The sequence below is a fragment of the Gammaproteobacteria bacterium genome (assembly GCA_013697705.1).
Taxonomy (GTDB): Bacteria; Pseudomonadota; Gammaproteobacteria; order UBA6002; family UBA6002; genus UBA6002.
This window is the reverse complement of the sequence record JACCWJ010000031.1, coordinates 1-19,742: the sequence shown is the minus strand read 5'-3', so window position 1 is coordinate 19,742 and position 19,742 is coordinate 1. Positions and strand designations below refer to the sequence as shown.

13 protein-coding genes and 1 pseudogene are annotated in these 19,742 nt (G+C 36.6%); 5 read left to right on the top strand and 9 right to left on the bottom strand.

From position 1 onward, the window contains the following. Positions 1-463: 463 nt before the first annotated feature. The 3 genes and pseudogenes from H0U71_07505 to H0U71_07495 form a co-directional block, all read right to left on the bottom strand. Complete coding sequence (locus H0U71_07505) at positions 464-4,759, bottom strand: hypothetical protein (GenBank protein ID MBA2654891.1); 4,296 nt, start codon at positions 4,757-4,759, stop codon at positions 464-466. 169 nt (positions 4,760-4,928) lie between these two features. Next, a pseudogene (locus H0U71_07500) lies at positions 4,929-5,386 on the bottom strand (SDR family oxidoreductase). A gap of 36 nt (positions 5,387-5,422) precedes the next feature. Then, positions 5,423-6,895 (bottom strand): DUF853 family protein, encoded by a 1,473-nt coding sequence (locus tag H0U71_07495; GenBank protein ID MBA2654890.1) that lies wholly within the window; start codon positions 6,893-6,895, stop codon positions 5,423-5,425. 293 nt (positions 6,896-7,188) lie between these two features. Here H0U71_07495 and H0U71_07490 point away from each other — a divergent pair, with 293 nt between their 5' ends. After that, on the top strand, positions 7,189-7,545 hold the full coding sequence (locus tag H0U71_07490; GenBank protein MBA2654889.1) for a hypothetical protein: 357 nt from the start codon (positions 7,189-7,191) through the stop codon (positions 7,543-7,545). Here the strand turns inward: H0U71_07490 and H0U71_07485 are convergent, their stop codons facing one another. Continuing rightward, complete coding sequence (locus H0U71_07485) at positions 7,546-8,730, bottom strand: hypothetical protein (protein ID MBA2654888.1); 1,185 nt, start codon at positions 8,728-8,730, stop codon at positions 7,546-7,548. 125 nt (positions 8,731-8,855) lie between these two features. After that, a complete protein-coding gene (locus tag H0U71_07480; GenBank protein ID MBA2654887.1) occupies positions 8,856-10,760 on the bottom strand; it encodes an ankyrin repeat domain-containing protein in 1,905 nt (634 codons plus the stop codon). A gap of 262 nt (positions 10,761-11,022) precedes the next feature. Between H0U71_07480 and H0U71_07475 the strand changes: the two genes are divergently transcribed. Then, a complete protein-coding gene (locus H0U71_07475; protein MBA2654886.1) occupies positions 11,023-12,024 on the top strand; it encodes a hypothetical protein in 1,002 nt (333 codons plus the stop codon). On the opposite strand, the gene H0U71_07470 is transcribed toward H0U71_07475, so the two are convergent. Beyond that, positions 12,021-13,415, bottom strand: coding sequence for a hypothetical protein (locus H0U71_07470; protein ID MBA2654885.1), 1,395 nt, complete (start codon positions 13,413-13,415; stop codon positions 12,021-12,023). The genes H0U71_07475 and H0U71_07470 overlap by 4 nt on opposite strands. A gap of 155 nt (positions 13,416-13,570) precedes the next feature. Between H0U71_07470 and H0U71_07465 the strand changes: the two genes are divergently transcribed. From H0U71_07465 to H0U71_07455, 3 genes are all read left to right on the top strand, one after another. Beyond that, a complete protein-coding gene (locus H0U71_07465; GenBank protein ID MBA2654884.1) occupies positions 13,571-15,139 on the top strand; it encodes a hypothetical protein in 1,569 nt (522 codons plus the stop codon). 25 nt (positions 15,140-15,164) lie between these two features. Further along, positions 15,165-15,623: a CAP domain-containing protein gene (locus H0U71_07460; protein ID MBA2654883.1), complete on the top strand. Its 459-nt coding sequence runs from the start codon at positions 15,165-15,167 to the stop codon at positions 15,621-15,623. Between the two features lie 252 nt (positions 15,624-15,875). Continuing rightward, on the top strand, positions 15,876-16,592 hold the full coding sequence (locus H0U71_07455) for an SDR family oxidoreductase (protein MBA2654882.1): 717 nt from the start codon (positions 15,876-15,878) through the stop codon (positions 16,590-16,592). Between the two features lie 118 nt (positions 16,593-16,710). Here the strand turns inward: H0U71_07455 and H0U71_07450 are convergent, their stop codons facing one another. The 3 genes from H0U71_07450 to H0U71_07440 all read right to left on the bottom strand — a co-directional run. Further along, positions 16,711-17,691: a magnesium transporter CorA family protein gene (locus H0U71_07450; GenBank protein MBA2654881.1), complete on the bottom strand. Its 981-nt coding sequence runs from the start codon at positions 17,689-17,691 to the stop codon at positions 16,711-16,713. Between the two features lie 123 nt (positions 17,692-17,814). After that, complete coding sequence (locus H0U71_07445; protein ID MBA2654880.1) at positions 17,815-18,849, bottom strand: hypothetical protein; 1,035 nt, start codon at positions 18,847-18,849, stop codon at positions 17,815-17,817. Positions 18,850-19,064: 215 nt separating this feature from the next. Further along, positions 19,065-19,742: hypothetical protein (locus tag H0U71_07440; protein MBA2654879.1), on the bottom strand; the 678-nt coding region annotated here is incomplete at its 5' end.

The following is a 19,742-nucleotide window of genomic DNA, read 5'->3' as shown; positions in this document are numbered from 1 at the left end:
CATTTTCCTCCGCGTAATAGCATCAGTCGCTCCCACGACTTGATCCTGACATCACCATCTAACTGGATACCGCTCTCGGTACGACGGCTAAGAGGTAAAGGAAACTATTGGTGAGCATTAATGAATATCTAAATACTCCGCAGGCTCCACCACCACTAAGGGGCGGATAATCCGATTGCTATAAGGGTCCCAATAAGTGGCGTAGTAGCTCGTAATTTTCGTGACCCATTTTGGTGGGCAGCCGTCGCCTCTATAGCAGGTATTATAAGAATGTGGTGTACCATACCCGCAATGAGGGACTCCACAATGACGATGATTGGCAAGTGAGCTACTACAGACTATTAGTCCTATCAAAAGCAAATATTTTTCCATAATTCAATTATAGAATTGATTGAGAAAAAGATGTCGAATTGGTGAGATAATAATGACTATACTTTAGGAAAGAGCCGGAATTGAGGCTCATTTAGGGACGCGGAATTTTTAATAGATTCAATGATTGAAAATCTTCTTCTATATCGTTAAGGGGGCGTTTCGCATCTCTCTTAACTAAGGGAGGAGCAGTAAATAGTGTGTCGAGTTTTCGATTATTTTGCCGAAAGGTTTCCCCTAGAGTCAGTACAAAGAGCGGCGAACCATAGTCACTAATCAATTGATGTTTCTTGTCTGCAATAGAGATATCTGCGCCTGCTTTAATTAAAATTCTGATAATCTCCGCATAGATTTTTGGATCAGCATATAATGCTACGGTCATGAGCGGTGTGCAACCTTCAAACCATTCATAAGTCACAGGATGTAGCATCCCAATTTTAACATTCGGGCTCACTCCCCGCTGAAGCAATGTCTCCAGCTGGTGCACATCACCATTGATAATGGCTTGATGCAACAGATAAGGAGCATTGAGACTTTTCTGGAATTCTGCTGCATAATTATCTGCAGGAAATTGTCTCAACGATCGAATAGCCAATAGATTTGAATAGTGAATAGGCAAACCATTCACTTGCCCATTATCAATATCACCCGATAAACACCAACAAAGCTCTGCCAAATGGTCACTACTTCGTGGAATATCATTGTATTCGGAAGTTAAATCTACTCTGACAATATAAATTGAATAACTAGCATCCAAACACCTCACCTGAAAATTGGAAATCAATTTGAAATTATGTGTGTTAATCGATTTTAAATCTGAATTTACCAGGTATGAGAGGCTATCTTTGCATAAATCAAGATCATACTCATCCACTAACACCGCCGGCAAAAGCCAGTCACCGTGCGCCACTAAATCGTCGCCTCTCTTATAGCCTTTGCGCCCAATCAATAGTTGCTGTTCATTATTATGGCTGGCAATAGGTAAAAAAACTAGCAACCGCTTGAGAGGCAATTGTAGCTGATGTCCATGAAATCCCTTAAAATTAGGATTAAAAAGTGTGCGTACATACGCCGGCGACAGTGGCACATCCCATTCATCTTTTTTCTCAAAGGAGGCAAGACCATTGTGGTCTAAATAAATGACCTGATTGAAATCAGCATTTGCATCTAATAAAACTTTGATTGCATCTGAATTATTAAGCAAAACCGCGATGATGGTTGGCGTGAATTGACTAGAGGTAGACGACATCTTAGAAACTTGATTAGGGTTAGCCCCATTTAAAAGTAAAAACTGCATAATCTCATAATTTTTGTCTAGCATCGCTTTAACTAATAATGTGGTACCACAAATTGCATGAGGTATATTGAGGTACTCTTTATGCGTTAAAATTAGATCTTCAATCTCATCGTTATTTAACCCCTTATCGATAGCGAGATAGATGGAATTTATTTTCTGATAATGTTCTATAGACGGTAGGCTTGTTTCAGGTTTTCGTAAATATTGAATATTAGTAACCGTCTCTGCAGTCAAGCCTAAGCTATTAGCAATGGAGCCCTCACATGCAGGAAAAAACTCATGCATTGAGGCTGCACACGCTTCCTGTTGTTCGACTTTATATTGATGTGGATCAACCGATTTATCCTGAGGCAAGGTAATATGATCAAAATAATTTGGAAGAAAAGGCGAGATTAAGTCAAACTGAGCTTGTGGATCCAAAAATCGAAGCATATTAATAAGTAGCAATGCCAACCCTAAAGGTATGTCCTCATTTACAAATGATTCATGAAGCATATTAATTTTTTCGCTACGAATTAATTCATTATCAACAAATGATTCAACAACCTTATAATTTTGATGCATTTTTGAATCCCAGTGATGACTCACTACGATTTTAGTTCGTCCAAACAATTTTACCTTAGTTTTTTCTTGGGAAAAATAATACCAATCACTCGGTTTTACCCATAGGGTATAACCTAACTTGCGCAACTCTAGAGCTGAAAATGTGAAAACAGTTTCCCCGTAAAAGGCGCCTAATTTTTCTGGAAAAGATTTTTTTGGCGTATTAAATATGGCAAATACATATCTATTATTGCCATATTCTTCATCTAATATGCTTGTCATGCCACTATTTGTTAAAAATAATGAATTCAAATAATGGTGTGAATAAATACGTTGAGTTTTTAAAATCGCCTCATAATCTTTAGTGGCGTGCAGAAGATCATAATCAGACGCTGCAAAGTGATATATTATATTGTTAAAAGCTTGATCAATATCGTCGGTGGTAACAGGTTTATTTAACGTGACAGAAAAACTTTTTGCCATCTCTTCGTGAATATTTCTTTTTTCTAAATTATATTTTTTGATCAGAGTTCTAATATTTTCACGACTATGTTCCACCAATGTTTGATCAGAATCGATAGCGGATTGTACCCGCCTTGCCGCCAAAGAGGGCAGGAAGCCTAATACTGGATTGCTTATCAGCTTAGCTGCGTTATCGTAATCATGAAACGAGCGAAGAGATACCACACTTGGCAGTGCAACATCACCCGTATTAATTAAAGGAGTAGATCCGGATACCATATTTATATATTTCACCACCTTATTGAAACTTAACTTAATCACTACAATGCTAGACTGATTGCGTCTAATTATTTGTATGGGTAGCTTGATTAAGTTAAAGAAGGTAGTTATTTCCCCTATGGCGGCATCCATCAATAGATAAGTGTAAGCATAGTTTCTATCTATTTCATCTTGCTGCATTTCATCAATGACTTTTATTTCTAAAAAATTCTTAAATGGCGAATTTAAAATTCTATTATGCTTACTAAATCTGTAATTTTTCATAACAGTCAAAGCAAGTATCGGACTCCTTTTTATTAGCCAGTTAAATTTATCTAAGCGTGTCAAGTTGTTGCTATTATTGTTATTGTTGTTATTACTAGTATAATACTCTTCAACAATTATTTCATAATTGAAGATATTTTGACTGAAAGTTTCTAGGAGTTTTAAAAATACAGTTGGGTCAATAGAGGGGATTCTAGCTAGTTCAAGCAGCAAATTACGTCCCGAAACTACATTCACACTCTTATATAATTCAAAGTAAGCGCAAATAGTTGAATATTTTCCATTGTTAGCGACAAGCTCTCGTATAAAGCCCTCCGCGTCAATAACATATCTTTTTAGGTCTTGGCACGTATACTCAGTAGCAAATCGATTAAGTTGAGCGAAATTTTCCGAGCAAAGTAATACATATTCGTTCGCAGTTAAATTTATATTAAAAATTATTTCTGTAATCTGCTCTACTGTTTGCAAATAGTTACTATTCTTCCTGTATATTTGAGTGTTCACAGAAAGCAAATTAAGGACGGAGTTGCCATCGGCGGTCCGTGAAAATAAATTAGCACCTCGTTTTATAAGGACATTAACAATCTCTAACTTGTTCAGAAAAACCGCATATAATAATAACGTATATTCATTCCCACCTATTTTATATTCTATATTAATGTACTCATTATCAAGCCAGCGTAGCAAGTGATCTAATCCTTGATTATATAAACCGGCGAATGCGAGTTGCCTGGCATCTGAAAATTCATCCGCCGATAAATATTTATGAAATAGCGCAAGATCACCACTTGTTATAAGAGAGTTGTAATATTCATAAATAATATTCGCACAATTGGAATTATTTATAGATTCGACTTGTTCTTCTAATGAAACTTTTCTATTTTCATTATATCGCAATAGATTAGTTATGAGCCTAATAATAACCATGGCATCGTCGACTGTAAGCAAGTTTTCACTATTAAATACACAACGCATGTAACATAGGAATAACCACTCTATCCTCCATACTATTGAGAGATATTTTTCAGGCTTCATCCAGTTAAATAACAACTGGTTATGGAATATAATGACAGCACTTATTCTCTTCGCTTCCTCATGATACGTTTGCCCATGAGAAGGAAGCGCATCTGTAATTCTAAAGGTGGGTTTTTTATTGAAGTTTTGAACAGTCTGCAATTCTTGAGGCGTGACTAATTGTATATTGACCAATCTTTCAAAAAAACAGTTAAAATAGGTGAGCATTGCCTCATCTACTTCTTGACCATTAACCAGAATCTCTTCCAGACCAAAATCTTCACCTTGGTTTTTTAATAGGTTAAATATTTCAAGAAGCTCATTAACGCAGAGACTCGTACTATCAAATTCCATTTTTAAGCGTAATATGTTCCCCTCTTTTCTTATTAATTTATTCTTGAGAATGACATTCTGATCAATTTTTTCTTCTAATATATCAAATACAGCATCTATTATTACCACAGACTCATCTGGCCCTGGCTCTAATGTTACTGTAAGTAAATTATCTTCTTGCACATATATAACGTTCATAAGCTCACTATTGGCTTGATAAGGTTAGTGGATTGAATAATTCTAACTTACCTAGCTTAACAGCGTATTAATGCCTTTTTAGTGATAGCTATCAGCCGTTGTGGCGTGTGTACCCCATCAGCCATCGTCCTGTGAGTTAATCCTGTACAACGGGCTAACGGGAGGTTCTCTACTCACAAGCACAAAGCAAAGGCGACCCGGTATGACCTCCATCAACAGCGATATTTGTTCCCGTGATATAACTCGACAAATTATTGTCGCTCAGAAATAATACCGTATGGGCAATCTCATCGGGTTGCCCTGTCCTTCTCATGGGCACTCCCACAGTGGCTGCTTTTACATATGCTGGATACTGCTCCTCATTTCCTTGCGTCGCCCCATACGCAGCAAATTCCAAGGGAGTATCAATGGGTCCTGGACTAACAGAATTTACTCGGATCATCGCGCGCTTTTCATTTAGGGATTTTTGTGCCACTTGGTTGGCAATACTTTTGTAGATTTTCTACGACCTGAAACAATAATAGTCCCCGCCCCTTCTAATGCAAATTGAATTGCTGTAGCCAGTCCGATGCCACTGGTACCACCGGTGATAAAAATAACTTTATTTTCAAAGCGGGATGTATTCATACTATTCAAATTATTCTCCTTAGCTTGAATGAGTAATTATTTCTTACCCCCAAATATTGAACCTAATATTCCTCGCATTATTTGTTGACCAATTCGGCTCGTTAATACCTTAGTGGTATTTTTAATCAATACTTGAGTAGTACTAACGCGAGGTTTTGGTGAACGAGATGATTTTGTTGGTTCAGTATTATCATTATTTTCAGTAGGAATGTGTTGTTCTTGTTGTCTTGCTAAAGTTCTCTTGGAAATTATTTCATATGCAGATTCACGCTCAAGCGTCGTATCATAAACACCATAAAGCGGCGAATGCTTAATGAGTGTTGTGCGCTCCTCTGCAGTAATTGTGCCGATGCGTGAAAGAGGAGGAACGATTTGAACTTCTTCCACCATCGAAGGTATTCCATCCGCATCTAAAAATGAAACCAAAGCCTCACCCACACCCAGTTCCATTATTAATTTTTCACTATCTACAGCCGGGTTTTGTCTAAATGTTTGCGCCGCTGTTTTTACTGCCTTTTGATCTTTAGGCGTAAATGCGCGCAGCGCATGTTGAATTCGATTTCCGAGTTGACCGAGAATAGTTTCAGGGACATCTAATGGAGTTTGCGTTACAAAATATACGCCTACGCCCTTGGATCGAATGAGCCTTACCATCTGTTCAATTTTATCTAATAATATTTTAGGAGCGGAATTAAATAGAAGATGTGCTTCATCAAAGAAAAAAATTAATTTGGGCTTATCAACCTCGCCTAACTCCGGCAATTGCTCAAATAACTCTGATAATAACCATAATAAAAATGTCGAATAAAGTCGCGGATCATTTATTAATTTGGTGGCATCAAGAATATTAATGTATCCTTTTCCTGATTCATCTAATTTAATAAGATCACGTAACTGAAGTGCCGGCTCGCCAAAAAACTGATTGCCTCCAGCCTCTGAAAGCGATAATAACCCCCTCTGAATAGCACCGATAGAACTTTTAGAGACATTCCCATATTGTCTACGTAATGTTTCTGCATTATCACTCATCCAATTGAGTAAGGCTGTGAAATCTTTCAAATCTAGCAGCAATAACCCTTCATCATCAGCGGCTTTAAAAGCAATATCGATAATACCCTGCTGTATAACATTGGCATTCAAAAGCCTGCCCAGCAGTAATGGGCCCATTTCTGTCAGCGTAGTTCGCAGAGGATGACCCTTTTCCCCATACAGATCCCAAAAAATGGTTGGACACCCTGCCCACGGAATAGGTTTTGCTTCTATAGGAGTTAAAATTTTTTCAATCTTTGGATTATTGCCACCTGGCAAGGCGATCCCTGACAAATCCCCTTTAACGTCTGCTGCAAAGATGCTTATGCCAGCTTTGGAAAAACGTTCTGCTAGACTCTGCAAGGTAACCGTTTTGCCGGTGCCCGTTGCGCCTGCGATGAGGCCATGGCGATTACCCATAGCTAGATTTAAAAATTTTTTGGCTTTTTTGGGGGTAATGCCTACAAGCACTTCTTTCATGTCAAATCCCTCTGTAAATTAAGCTAATTATAGTTGGAAATGCTGTATAAAAATTGATGTAACTACTCGCCCCTAGAAGCGGCCGTCCACTTTTGGCGGAATTTAAATGATTTTTCACAAGAAAACTGCTCACATACTTATGTATGCTCCGCTTTTTCTTGTGAAAAATCATTTAAATTCCGCCAAAATTGAACGTCCTAGCCAACTAATCACTTTAAGTGTGAATAGATACAATTGATGTTTAGTTCAATATTGATTATTATTTTCAGACACAAACCCCACACGAGTTATATATGAAAAACAGTGAAAAAGTAGTAGTGTTCTTCATTTGCGAGAAATTATTAATACTCAGCACTAAGCTTCAAGCTTATAACAGTAATTATTTTGCTCACGCAGTACTGCGCTTAAATCAAGGTCAAACGAAAAGGTATGCTTCGTTAAAGGAGGCTCAAACCTACCAAACAGCACAAGGAATTGATATAGGCATCTATGAGATACATCAAGCAAGCACTAACGCATCTATTCAGCCATCACAAATAAAGAACTTGTATCTACATAAAGATCTTGTTGATGACGGGGTCATTCACAATCCCCTCAGCGATGAGGATAATGATAGCGTCAGCGAAAACACTACGGCCTTTAAACCTTAATTATCCATTAAATAATTTTAAGGGCGAATGTATCAAGAGGTCTTGGTTGTCTTCAGGGTGAAGAATAGCTGATGCCGAAAATCCTCCGTGGCCATATCGAGGCGGAGCATTAACTATTTTATTTAAAAAATTCTCAGAAATATTTGCTCCCTTAATGGTCCAATATTCCTCAGCATCTTTCCAAACCTTCTTTTCCCCTTGATGCATGGACGATAAAAGTTCCCGATTGGTGCCCCGACTATTATGAAGAGCATGTATAAATTCATGCATTATTTCCAGATGAAATGGAGTGTAAAAAATATTTTCGTTTTCATCATATGAAAATGATCCGCCCACTAGATTCTCTACTGATCGCTCTAAGCGATTGTAATCTTTGAAAAAAACACCATACTCTTGTTCTAAACTGCAACCATGTTCTGGCCACACAGGAATAATCAAGGCACTTGAAGCGCCGGTATTTTTTTTAATATCCTTCACTCGGTCCTGAAGGGTCTCATTCTCATCCAAATTATCATTACCTTCTGCGTAAGCATTCATATTTTCAGGGGATATCTCGAGACTTCCTGATGTTGATTTATAGTTTAGCATCAACGAAATATCATGTTCGTTTTGCTGTAAACTCGCAGCTAATCTAGATAAAAAATACTGTCCTTCACTAGATAAATTTGCTTTTAATATACTCAACATAATCGTATCAAGCATTTTCATCAAAAACTGTTTAGTTATTGAGTTTGAAATAGTTACTGACTCTATATCAGCATCAAAATTTAATTGCAAAATTTTTTCAAGGCTCAACTCTTTATAATGCACTTTGAGCAACGAATGAAACGATAACATATTAGTATCTTCAGGCGTGTAAAAGAAAGGTATTTTTTTAGTAAGAACTTTATTAAAGCCCACGAGAATAGCAATCTGATTTCTAATTTTTTTTAAAATTGCATCTTGATTGGCTAGTGGTATATTTTTGTCCATTGCCGAAAGATTACAATTGATCTTGGAATAGATTCTTTTTTCAATATTAACAACTTTTTGCAAAAGCCCGGGGAAGTCCTGCGCTGCGTCGATCTCATTTTTTTCTGAAGAAGATCGAAAGAATTTTAGGCCGCTAAATTTGCCTTGTTCCAAATTTAGAGTTAAAATTTTTCTCAAGTCTCTTTTAGTAGAAGCCAACTCTTTGTCAATCATATTTTTTTGCAGCTTTAGTATGGTTTATTGAATACAATTAATTCACCGATAACAATCCTCCATTATTTTTCTACGTCCCTTGTTGGAATACGATTTTTCCACATAATTTAACAGACTCAAACTTACTAAGGCCTACTATTAAGGACGCTTGGATTAAGCCCATCTTCTTCGCCAGAAGCATCCATGCTCATTTTTTCCAAAATGAGTTTTTCAATAATCTTAAAATGGCCTTCATCACTTAGCGTTCGATATGAAACAGGTTGTTTCCAAAAGAAATGCGTGGAGCGATCAGCATTCACTTTAGCAAATGCATTACTAATTATTGCAGATAGCATCGTTTCATCAAATTCTGAATTTGTATTCTTACAATCTGTAAGCTGATTAACAATAGCATGCGCAACATCTTTATAGTGAAAGTTATGCTTATGAAACGGCTGTTTAACATACCAATCAAAAAGCACGATAGCTTGGTCTAATATTTTCGGATTCGGTTCACATTGATTATTCAGAACCATGTCTAATTCTTTTAGTATATTTTTTGTTCGTATGATTTTTTTCAAATAACTGACGATCTCGGGATGATGAGATTTACTAGCTGCAGAGAGTGCTGTTAATTTATTAGGAGTAGTCATATGGTCAACATCAGCACCATTTTCAATAAGTAATTGCACTAGTTTCAGATGTCCTTGTAATGCAGCATAAATAAGAGGGGTTGTGCCTGCTTTAGAAGTTGTTTGATTAACATTCGCTCCATTTGCAATCAGTGTAGCGACCCCTTCATAGAAACCCTGTTGTGCAGCTATATGAAGTGGAGCTACGCCTATAGCAGAAACGAGGTCTTTATTTGCTCCACTTGCAATGAGGAATTTTAGTGTTTCTAAATGCCTATTTTGGGCAGCGATATAAAGTGGGGTCATGCCATTAACCCTACATGCGCGATTAACATTTGCCCTCATTTGAATGAGCAATTTCACCGTAGATAAATTTCCCATTTGTGAAGCGACAAAAAGTGGGGCTGCGTCGTCGTCAGCAGTACCCTGTTCCACGTTTGCTCCTGCATCAATGAGCAATTTAACCATTTCACAATGTCCATTATCGGCAGCAATATAAAGTGGAGTTAGACATGCATCATTTTCCTGATTAACATTAACCCCGGCTGTGATTAGTGATTGCACAACTCCAAGATATCCCTTCCTCACTGCGAGAATAAAGATGGAACTGCCATTCAGAGCCTGGTTAGCATTTGCTTTTTTTGCAAGAAGCCGGATAACTAAGTCAGCATGCCCATTTTCAGTTGCAATATAAAGCGCACTCTTACCATTTTTTGTCAAAGGTTGATCTACCAGCTTATCAATATCAGATTCAACAACTGCTAATTGGTTTAATATCAGCGCTAATAGGAGTTTTTTATTAAAAAGTGCAGCATGTTGAGCATAGCCGTGTTTTTCAAGTAATAATCTAAGCACGTTATCTTGTTCAGGACTACTGTTATTAAGCGCCTCTTGAAAGGCAGCGTTTAACAATGGTTGGCCTTCAACAGTGGCTGCCCAATCCAAAGGTCTTTTACGTTCGTGATTTTGAATACGGTTATCCAATAACATCTCTAAAATCGTGGATTCCGCTAGCGCAGAGGGAAGATCGAGACTTTTTTTCCTAAATTTGTCAATGGCCTTAAAATCACCTTCCATCACCAGCGAGTAAAGTTTTTGAATTGCTTGCCATTTATTTGGATCAGCTGTTTTAGTGATGAGAATGGTTTCACGTTTTTCATTTAAAACATAGAAAGGTTTTTCATAGCACTCTTTAAACCGCTGATAGTATCCATCCCACGGTAAATTCTCGACGGTAGAAAGATGACGATATTCTTCAGGATAGTAACGCTGCAACCTATCTCGCCAAACTAGATTACCGAAACAAATATCATGAAAGCCATGATTAGCTTGACCTACCCGCACTATATCCGTGTAAGAAAGTTTAGCCAATATGTCTATTACTGTCTCTAAAGGCAAGTTCTCTAACTGTAATTTCACGATAACCCTAATAAATTAAAGATGTTACTTAAATTATACGCTTAATTTATTAAGTTTTTCTTAGCTAGAGACCTGAAAAAGAGCTTTTTTCCCTGTGGAAATGGAGTTTATCAGGCCGTAGGCTATCACGATGCTTTATTACATTCGATAAGTTTTGCTGGCCTGGTCACTGCCCCATTTTATGGGCAAAAGTAACTCTATTTTTGTTGCTTTAGCATTGATTTTCCCAAATAATAAAAAAATTAATCTACTGGAACCAAAGATGCCTAAGCTAAAACAACAGCCTGCTATTCTTAAGACCCTTCAACATGAAGATGGACGAAGCGTACAAATGAGATTTGTCGACCTCAAGCAGGGCTTCGAACCTGAATTCAAACAATTTTTGAATAATAAATGTTCCACTGAATCATTTAAGAGACTTTCTTTCAGTGATTGCTATTTTGATTTAGTGACAGAAGCCGGAATAGCGGAAATAGCTAGCCTAATTAACAGCACTACTGCAGAAGTGGTGGGATTGAACTCAAACAACTTAGGTAATCTTTCTGAAGAAAATGCCTCCCATATTTTAAACGCATTGACTAACCCAAACATCCGAGGAATTGAATTAAAAAACAATAAACTGGAAAACCTTATTGCGCGTCATCCTCAATTATTTACCAAGTTTTTGCAATCAACCTCAGCCACTAGCCTAGATCTGGAAGACAATAATATCTCTGATATGTCAGCTAGTTTATTGAGTAAAGACAGTAAATTCCTTTCTATTAATCTAGAGAACAATCCGGTGGGAGACTCAAGTTGCAAACAATTCCAATCCAACCCTTATATCCAGAACATAGCATTAAACTTAACGTACGCAACTATCGATACAGTCAAAAAGTTAGATGCTAAAACGTTAGAGAATCAAAATAACAGATGGCAAGAACATAAGTTTATTAATGGGGTGACTGAGGTAGCAAAGGGTTATACAGAACCAAATCATAATTTAAATTTATTGCCTCGAGAAATATTGATGACAATTTTCAATTTTTTCGGAAGAAGCTTGGGAATAAAAGGGCCGATCACACGCGTTTGTGAGCTTATAATAACTAATATTATGCAAAAAAATGCAGGCAATAAGTTATGGTGGAAAAAAGAGATTAAACTATCACCCAATAATTCTCTTACTATTTTTAGAACTCGTACTCAATTTTTTCAACCTGAGTATTATGAAACTGAGGAAATTCAGGCCACCTCAAGTCAGAAAAGAATAGGCATGCTTAATTAAGGTTGATTTTTATTCTCTAAATCAATTTTATTTATTTCTTCAAGACAAAATTGGACCACATGTTTTAACTCTTGACCTTTACCCCCAAAGAAATTCAAATTATCAGGGATACTTTTATTTAAATTCGTTAATTGAATTTTAAAATTGCTGACATTATCAGGCGTATCCAACTCATGGGTTTTCAATGTCAGCATTAATTTAAGTACCCACAAATCAAATATATCTGGAGCATTTTTTTGTCTTTTCGCAAAAGTAGATTCCAACTTGTTCAATATAATTTTTGTTAAATCGGCAGTAGGCGTTGTTCGGACAGGATAAACGTCCCAAATATTGGAAATCAGACTCCTAAATAGGGACGGCATAACATAATTGGAGATAGATGAACAATATTGCTGAATAGAATCTATCGTAGAGATTAATTCCTGTTGTACTTTTTCAGCATACAAAGCATCATATGGGTTTAAATCTTTAAGATTATTGCTTAATTGCTCAAAAATATAAGCGCCATATTCCCTTTCGGCAGGAGGCAGTTGAGATGCGTCTTGCTCAAGATTCATAATAACTATGCCCATAACCCTATACGAAATCATGCTCTGTTCAGTCTCGATTTTTACCACCCCTCGCTTCTCTCTAACACTAAATTCTTCTGGAATTGAATAAGGAGGTGATTTTTCGACAACTCCTTCTAATATTTCAGGCCTCAATTTTAAATCTAACAATTTTTCATAAAGATCAGGGTCTTTTATAATATTAGTAATAGCCTCTTTAAAAAGTAGAGGGGGCAAGGAATCATCTACAGTCGCAAATAGTTTTTGCATTAGCAATGTAAGGTGCTTTTGATTCTTCTTATTGAGGGAGAGAAAAGATCGATTAGTATAAACATTTTTTAATTTTTCCCCCTGATTTTTGTACCAGCTAGCGATCGCACTGTTTATAGGATATAAATTAACATAAATATATTCAGCAATAGTAATGGGGGAATTTTTTTGAATTTTAATTATTTTCTCAGAAGTCATTTCTTGAAGGGTTATCATGTCAGATTCGTTTAATATATGGGTTGCCCCTAAAATCCTTTTCAGCTTCGTTCGATCATCGTGGTTTACTGCTTTTTTAATTGCGTCTTCATAGTTACTTATAGCTTTAATGTAGTCTGATTGGGGGACAGGGCGGTGGATGTATTTTCTTCCAGGAGCTAGTTCAGCACGTATCCGGATAATGAAACCAACACCCCCTAATAAATCTTGTGTAGCCTGCTGCTGTTTTCGAAGCCACCTTGAAAAAGAAGCGGGATTCTCAAATGGGGCCTGAAAAAATTCTTTGTATAAAACATACAAATCAACCACTTCAGCGATAATGGGGTCTAAAGCGCGAGATTCTGAATTACCGAACATACTACACCTCTCATTTATTAATTAAATAATAGCAAATATTGACATGCAGAGAAATAGCAGCTGACTGATAACTCAAGTTAAAATGCATTTTAAGATTTTGTTAATAATAATCGAATATTATACATTATCACTAAACACTTATTATGAAGGTTAAAATGCAATTACCTAGCGAAGCAAATGGCCGCAGCCAAACTGATAACGTTGACAGACAAATTAACTCCCACGCTGATGACCCAAATAACAACAATGCCATCATAAGCCAGAGCAAACAAAGTAAAGATGTATTTAAAAAAGCAATAGAACAGTTTCTAATGCAGCATCCTTTAAATGCAGTTCTAACGAGGGGCATATTTTATCAACTCGCTAATATTCACAAAGCAGAATATCTTCGTAATAGAGCCAAAAATTCAAATCATCTTATTTTAATAGATCGTTTTTACTCATTTGCAAGTTTTCTAGGATCCGTAAAAGCACAATATGAATATGATGACTTTTGCCAATCTTTGCCGGGGGAACGAGGTGTTTCTGTTTTAAAAGAGGCTCATCGACGACGTATATCCCACAATGGTAATTTTGGGCTAGATAAAATTGATGTCGAGAACAAGTCCTTGCTACAAAATATTTTCCATAATATTTTCGATACATATTTAGTGAACTGGCTGCCTGACCTATACGATCAAGAGTTACATTATATTAAATTTATCGCTTTATTAACGAATAAATTTTCTCATGAATTTAGTATTGGAGGAACTCTGGAAAAAAATTTCCAAGAAGCTGAACAGGAAATTATTAAAATTATTACTACACTAGATAAAGGAAAAATTAATAATGATGGGTTTACCGCTTCTACTGCATCCCTACAACGGGAAGAAATACATTCTTTAAAACGTAAAATAAATGAGTTAGAAAGTAAAGTTATTCAAAAAACCGCTGCCGAAACTACTGTGAAAATGCAAGTCCGTACTCTGAATGATAAATATCAAGCAGAACGACTTAGATCAGAAAGATTAGTAGATGAAAATACACAATTAATTGATCAAAATAGAGCTACGTCCGCTGATGTAGAAAGATTAGTAACTACTAATGAATATTTGTCGCATCAATTACATGAGATGGAAAATTCCAAAACCTTGAGCGATGAAGCCTATACTAATTTGATTGAGGAACTAAAAGACCACATTGTTAATTTAGATAGGTTAATGGCTAAAGTTGCAAAAAACGAAGCTCATACTCAAAAATTAGAAAAAGCCTCCATGAAGACACGCAGCAAAATAGCTAAGGATGAGAGGACAATACTATCGTACTCTGCGCAGATTTCGGATCTAGAAAATCGATTAGATCACGAAATGCGATCAGTCACAAATTTAGAAGCCGAAAATGGAAGTTTAAAATCAATAATAGAAGATTACCAAGAGAAAATAATAAAAATTGAATCAGAATCAAAAGACCTTAGAAAGCAATTAAGAGATACCGCAAAAGGCTTCTACCGGGAAGGATTGCAACACGTAAGAGAAAAAAATTTCCATAAATCTGCCGAAGCATTTGAGCAATCATATCGAACATCTTTCAGTAATGTTACATTTTTCAAATGTGCGCAGGCTTACTATCTTGCTAATAAATTTGAGCCAGCTCAAACCATAATAGAGGACATTTTATCAGATGAGGGCAACCCCTTGCGCGAGAACGCTATGAGCCTCGCAAATCTAATCCAGCAAAAAAGCTAATTTCAATTAAAAAAAGGGATTTAAAATGAAACTGAAACCGGCGCTTAATAATATTATTATACTTTCGTGCTTGATTCTCTTTTCAGTCACCCATGCTAGTCCACAAACCAACAATGACCGCATTTTAGCTGACATCAACACTTATCGTGGCACTCATGGCCTACACAAACTTGAGATGAACAGCTATATCAGTGAGATCGCCGCCGTTCATAGTCAGAGAATGGCAGCTAATCAAGTAACATTTGGTCACGGGGGTTATCAACAGCGCATGGATCAATTATTTCATCAGTTTCCTCACGCGCATGGCTTTGCTGAAAATGTAGCTTTCACCTATCTCCCCAGCACTTCGGTTGCCACATTATGGCTACAGAGTCCCGGCCATAGAAAAAATATCGAGGGTAATTTCAACATGACGGGCATAGGCACAGCCTATGATCAGAATGGGCACGCCTATGTGACTCAAATTTTTCTTCGAGTTCAATAAAAAAAAGGTAACTATTCAGCCCCTAGAAGCGAACGTCCATTTTCGGCTGAATTTAAAGGAAAAATAAAAAGAAAACTGCTCACATACCCATGTATGCTGCGCCTTTTCATTTTCATTTTTCCTTTAAATTCAGCGCAAAACTGAACGTTCGAGCAAAAATTCAAAAATTAGTGCTGAATAGTTACAAAAAAAGATTTACTGAAGGCTCTTTTTGAACAAAAATAGCAAGCTCTACAATGGATGAATATACTTATGCAAACAAAACCGCTCGTAGTCATCACCGGTGCAAGCCAAGGTATAGGAAAATCTTTAGCCATAGCTTTCGCCAAGCAGGGAAACCCTCTTTTATTAATCTCCCGTCATATCAAACCCATGATTGAATTACAGGGTCATAACGCTTTATATGAACAGGTCGATGTTACCGACTTTGACTCATTACAAAAAGCGATCCGCAAAGCGGAAGATCAATATGGTAAAACTGACTGCCTGATTAATAATGCTGGATTTATAGAAATTGGCAAATTCACTGAGATGCCCATAGAAACATGTAATTATGAGTTTGATGTCATCGTCAAAGGTGTCATGAACGGAATAAAATGCGTTCTTCTCGATATGTCAACTCGCAAGGCGGGTACTATTATAAATATTAGTTCTATCGATGATCGACGAGCCAACGAAATGGCGGTTATTTATGATGCCGGTAAACACGCGGTGCGCGCGATGTCAGAAGCTTTACAAAAAGCGGAAGGTCAGAATTTAGTACGTATCATGAATATTGCACCCGGTTTAATAAAAACAAATATCCACGAAAAAATGGGTATTACCTTTGAAGAGTATTGCCAACAGATGGGCAATCCGGATTTTATTGCCCCAGAAGAATTAGCCGAGATTATCTTATTTTGTTATCAATTACCGCAACGAATATGCATTAGAGACATCGTCATTATGCCCACAAGTAGTAATTATTAATTAGATTTAGCATCTAACCTGGATACTGCGAATAAATCGCAGTACGACGACGATCAGAAAAATTCGGGCAAGGAATATTGGTTTAAAATTAGCGGTAGCGATAATTAAACTGCGGTTATTAAAACCATTTTCGTTTCCTGAACAGAATTAATAACGAGATACCACAAAACAAGATTAATGACATGGCCCATAAATAGCCATATTTCCATTGAAGTTCTGGCATCCATCGAAAGTTCATTCCATAAATACCTGTTATTACCGTCATTGGCAGAAATATCGCTGCAAAAGCGGTTAAGATTTTCATTGTTTCACTCATCTTTTGTATTAAGGTATTATCAATCTGATCGAGTAGGCCATTTAACATATCTCTGATTGATTCGACCTCATGAGCCAGCATGTGGGTATGATTAGATAGATTGGATAAGGATACACGGCAAGGTTCTGATATAACCTCTATATTTCGCCCTGAAAGACGCATTAATATTTCTCGAATAGAAATCACATAACGTTTAATTTTCATAACCTGCTGTTTAATACGCATCACTTTATTATAAATATTTTTGTGACTTGCCCGGACGTGTAAATCCATTTGATCCGCGACTAGCTCTATCTGAAATAAAATTTTTGAATAGTCATTAACGATATTATCGAGGATAAGAAAAAATATAAAACAGGGAGTTTTTGCAAATCGTAACGTCTTATTAATACTATTCGCGCATTCCAGGACAGCCGGAATTTTTTCGAAGGAAGCGGTAAAACAGTATTTCTGAGTGAGATTTAATATTAAATTATCGAATTGGAAGCTATCATGCTTGTCTAAATTAAGCGATTGCAAACATTGTATTTGCAACGCAATAGCCCCCTCTTCATCTATCAATTTTGGCATACCATCATTAGCAAGACATAGTTCCATAATATCTTCAGAGAGGTGCAACTGATCCGCGAGCTTTGCAAAAGTTTCTTTTTGGCTTAAATCACTATGGACCCAATAGATCATATGATTGCCAGAACTTTCCGGGGAAAACTCTGTGAGGGAAAGCCTTTTATAACTCCGATGAGACATATCAAATTCGAAGATTATAGTGCCTACATCTTCCATGTTGTTACTCCTGTAAACGTTAGGATTATCTACTCCATTTCTAAAAATTATACTTCATATGGTTCATAACTCACAAATCTTCTTTTCCTCGGCAAGCAATAATTGCAATCGATTCGATTAGAGTCAACCGCTTCTGTTTTGATTGAGTGAGTAGCTGTTGTAGTTATTATCATTATTATTGTTATTATTGTTATTATTGTTGTTGTTGTTGTTGTTATTTGCAGTTGCTAAGTTTGATACAATATTAACCCTGTTATACAATTCCTGCCAGACAGATGTCTGTCCATTTATCTCCCAACTCAATTTATCCCTCACTACCTTTAACCGTTTTCTCAAGTCTGCGCTAACATCTGAATTCTCTAAATGTTCTAATATCTCAATCGCTTCAATGTAGGTTGAAGTAGTAGGGATTTGGCTTTTATTGAAAGCCTCGGTATATAAAGCTTCATTTTGAGACTCTGATTCTCGCTCCCTTGCCACTGGGTTTGAGAAGAACATTGAAGTAGAGTTGTTGTTCACGCTAAGAGAGGATAACATTGTATTTAGTGTCGCAATATTTACATCTTCAGCTAAGCTTGGGACACTCATAAGTTTATCAAACAAAAACTTCAAAGAATCTAGTTGATCCCTTGCCACCTGAACCAGACGACATCGAAATTCTTTCAGTCGCTCCTTCAGGTCATCACTCGTCTCTGATTTCTCTAAATGCTCTAAGGTCTCTACTGCTTGAATATAATAAGGGCCAGGCACCAAAATTTTAATCCGAGCCAAATGAAATAAAGCTTCATTTTTTAGTTCTAATTCTTCTTCATTCTCTGCTAGAGAAGTCAAATATTGGAATGCATCTTGTTTTAATCTCTCTTCAGGGGGAAGACACTCTGGTAGATTTCCTGGCAAAACTGTTCTGCAAATTCCAAATACTGCCCATTTAAATGCACAGGGGTCCTGATCTATGCTACCAATTTCATTACGAGCTTTCGTGTAGTGGGAGCATGCTTTCTCTAGTAAAGGAGGATTGCCAATGCAGCTCTTATATATAAAGTCGCCAAGGCCAATATTCCCCCAATATCTAGACCTTTTGTCGGGGCTTCTTGTCAGCTCTTGAAGCCGTCTATAATCAGCATCTCTTACGTAACTAGTTATTTCTAATGGACGCATAAAATCCTCAAATAATGTTAAGGGTTCTGTTAAAAGAGATAGACGGAAGAAATAAGCTCTACTTCTCTAACGTAACAAATATATATTCAACTTTAAAAAAAAATTATAAAGTTGAGTTTTGTGGTTATTATTCCTTGATTTCGCTTTGCTACATCAAGGCTACGATAAAGATGTAGTGATAGTAGCCTTGATGAGATGAAATAAAATTAGGGTGCTCATTTATTTGATGAATATCCTGAATCTGTATTCTCTTGACCTGATTGAGGACCATCGTTGGTGTCATTATTGCTATGATAATTGTTGTTGCTGTTTTGAATTCGCCCTAATTGATTACTAAAAAAATGAGAGGGCGCTCTAGGCGTCTCCTGATAACGGGATGGGTTAAAAATAGGAAGTCCAAACTGGCCGCCTTGATTAAGAGAGGTAATGTTTGAGTTGCTTGAATTTTGCGCGCCGGTAATAAATGGCTGGTGAACTGTGTTTGTGGGATTATGGTCCCTTATGCTTACTTGCGTTCCAGATGAAGTAACCATTTTTCCAACAGTTGATGCTCGGGTATGGTTATTATTGTCCACTGGCCCTGAATTTTGATTACTAAATAAATCAGCCACCACTGAACTAGCGCTTAGATAATTAGGTGGATTACTAGATGCTGAAGCATTTGAAAAGTTTTCCGGTAACACACTTCTAATAGAAGGTAATTTTTCGCCTTTTGTTACTTTTTTTACGGGTAATACGGGCATGGAATAAATAATTGATTTTTCTCTTATCGATTGATTGTTATTGTTATTGTTATTGTTATTGTTATTGTTATTGTTATTGTTATTGTTATTGTTATTGTTATTGTTATTGTTATTGTTATTGTTATTGTTATTGTTATTGTTATTGTTATT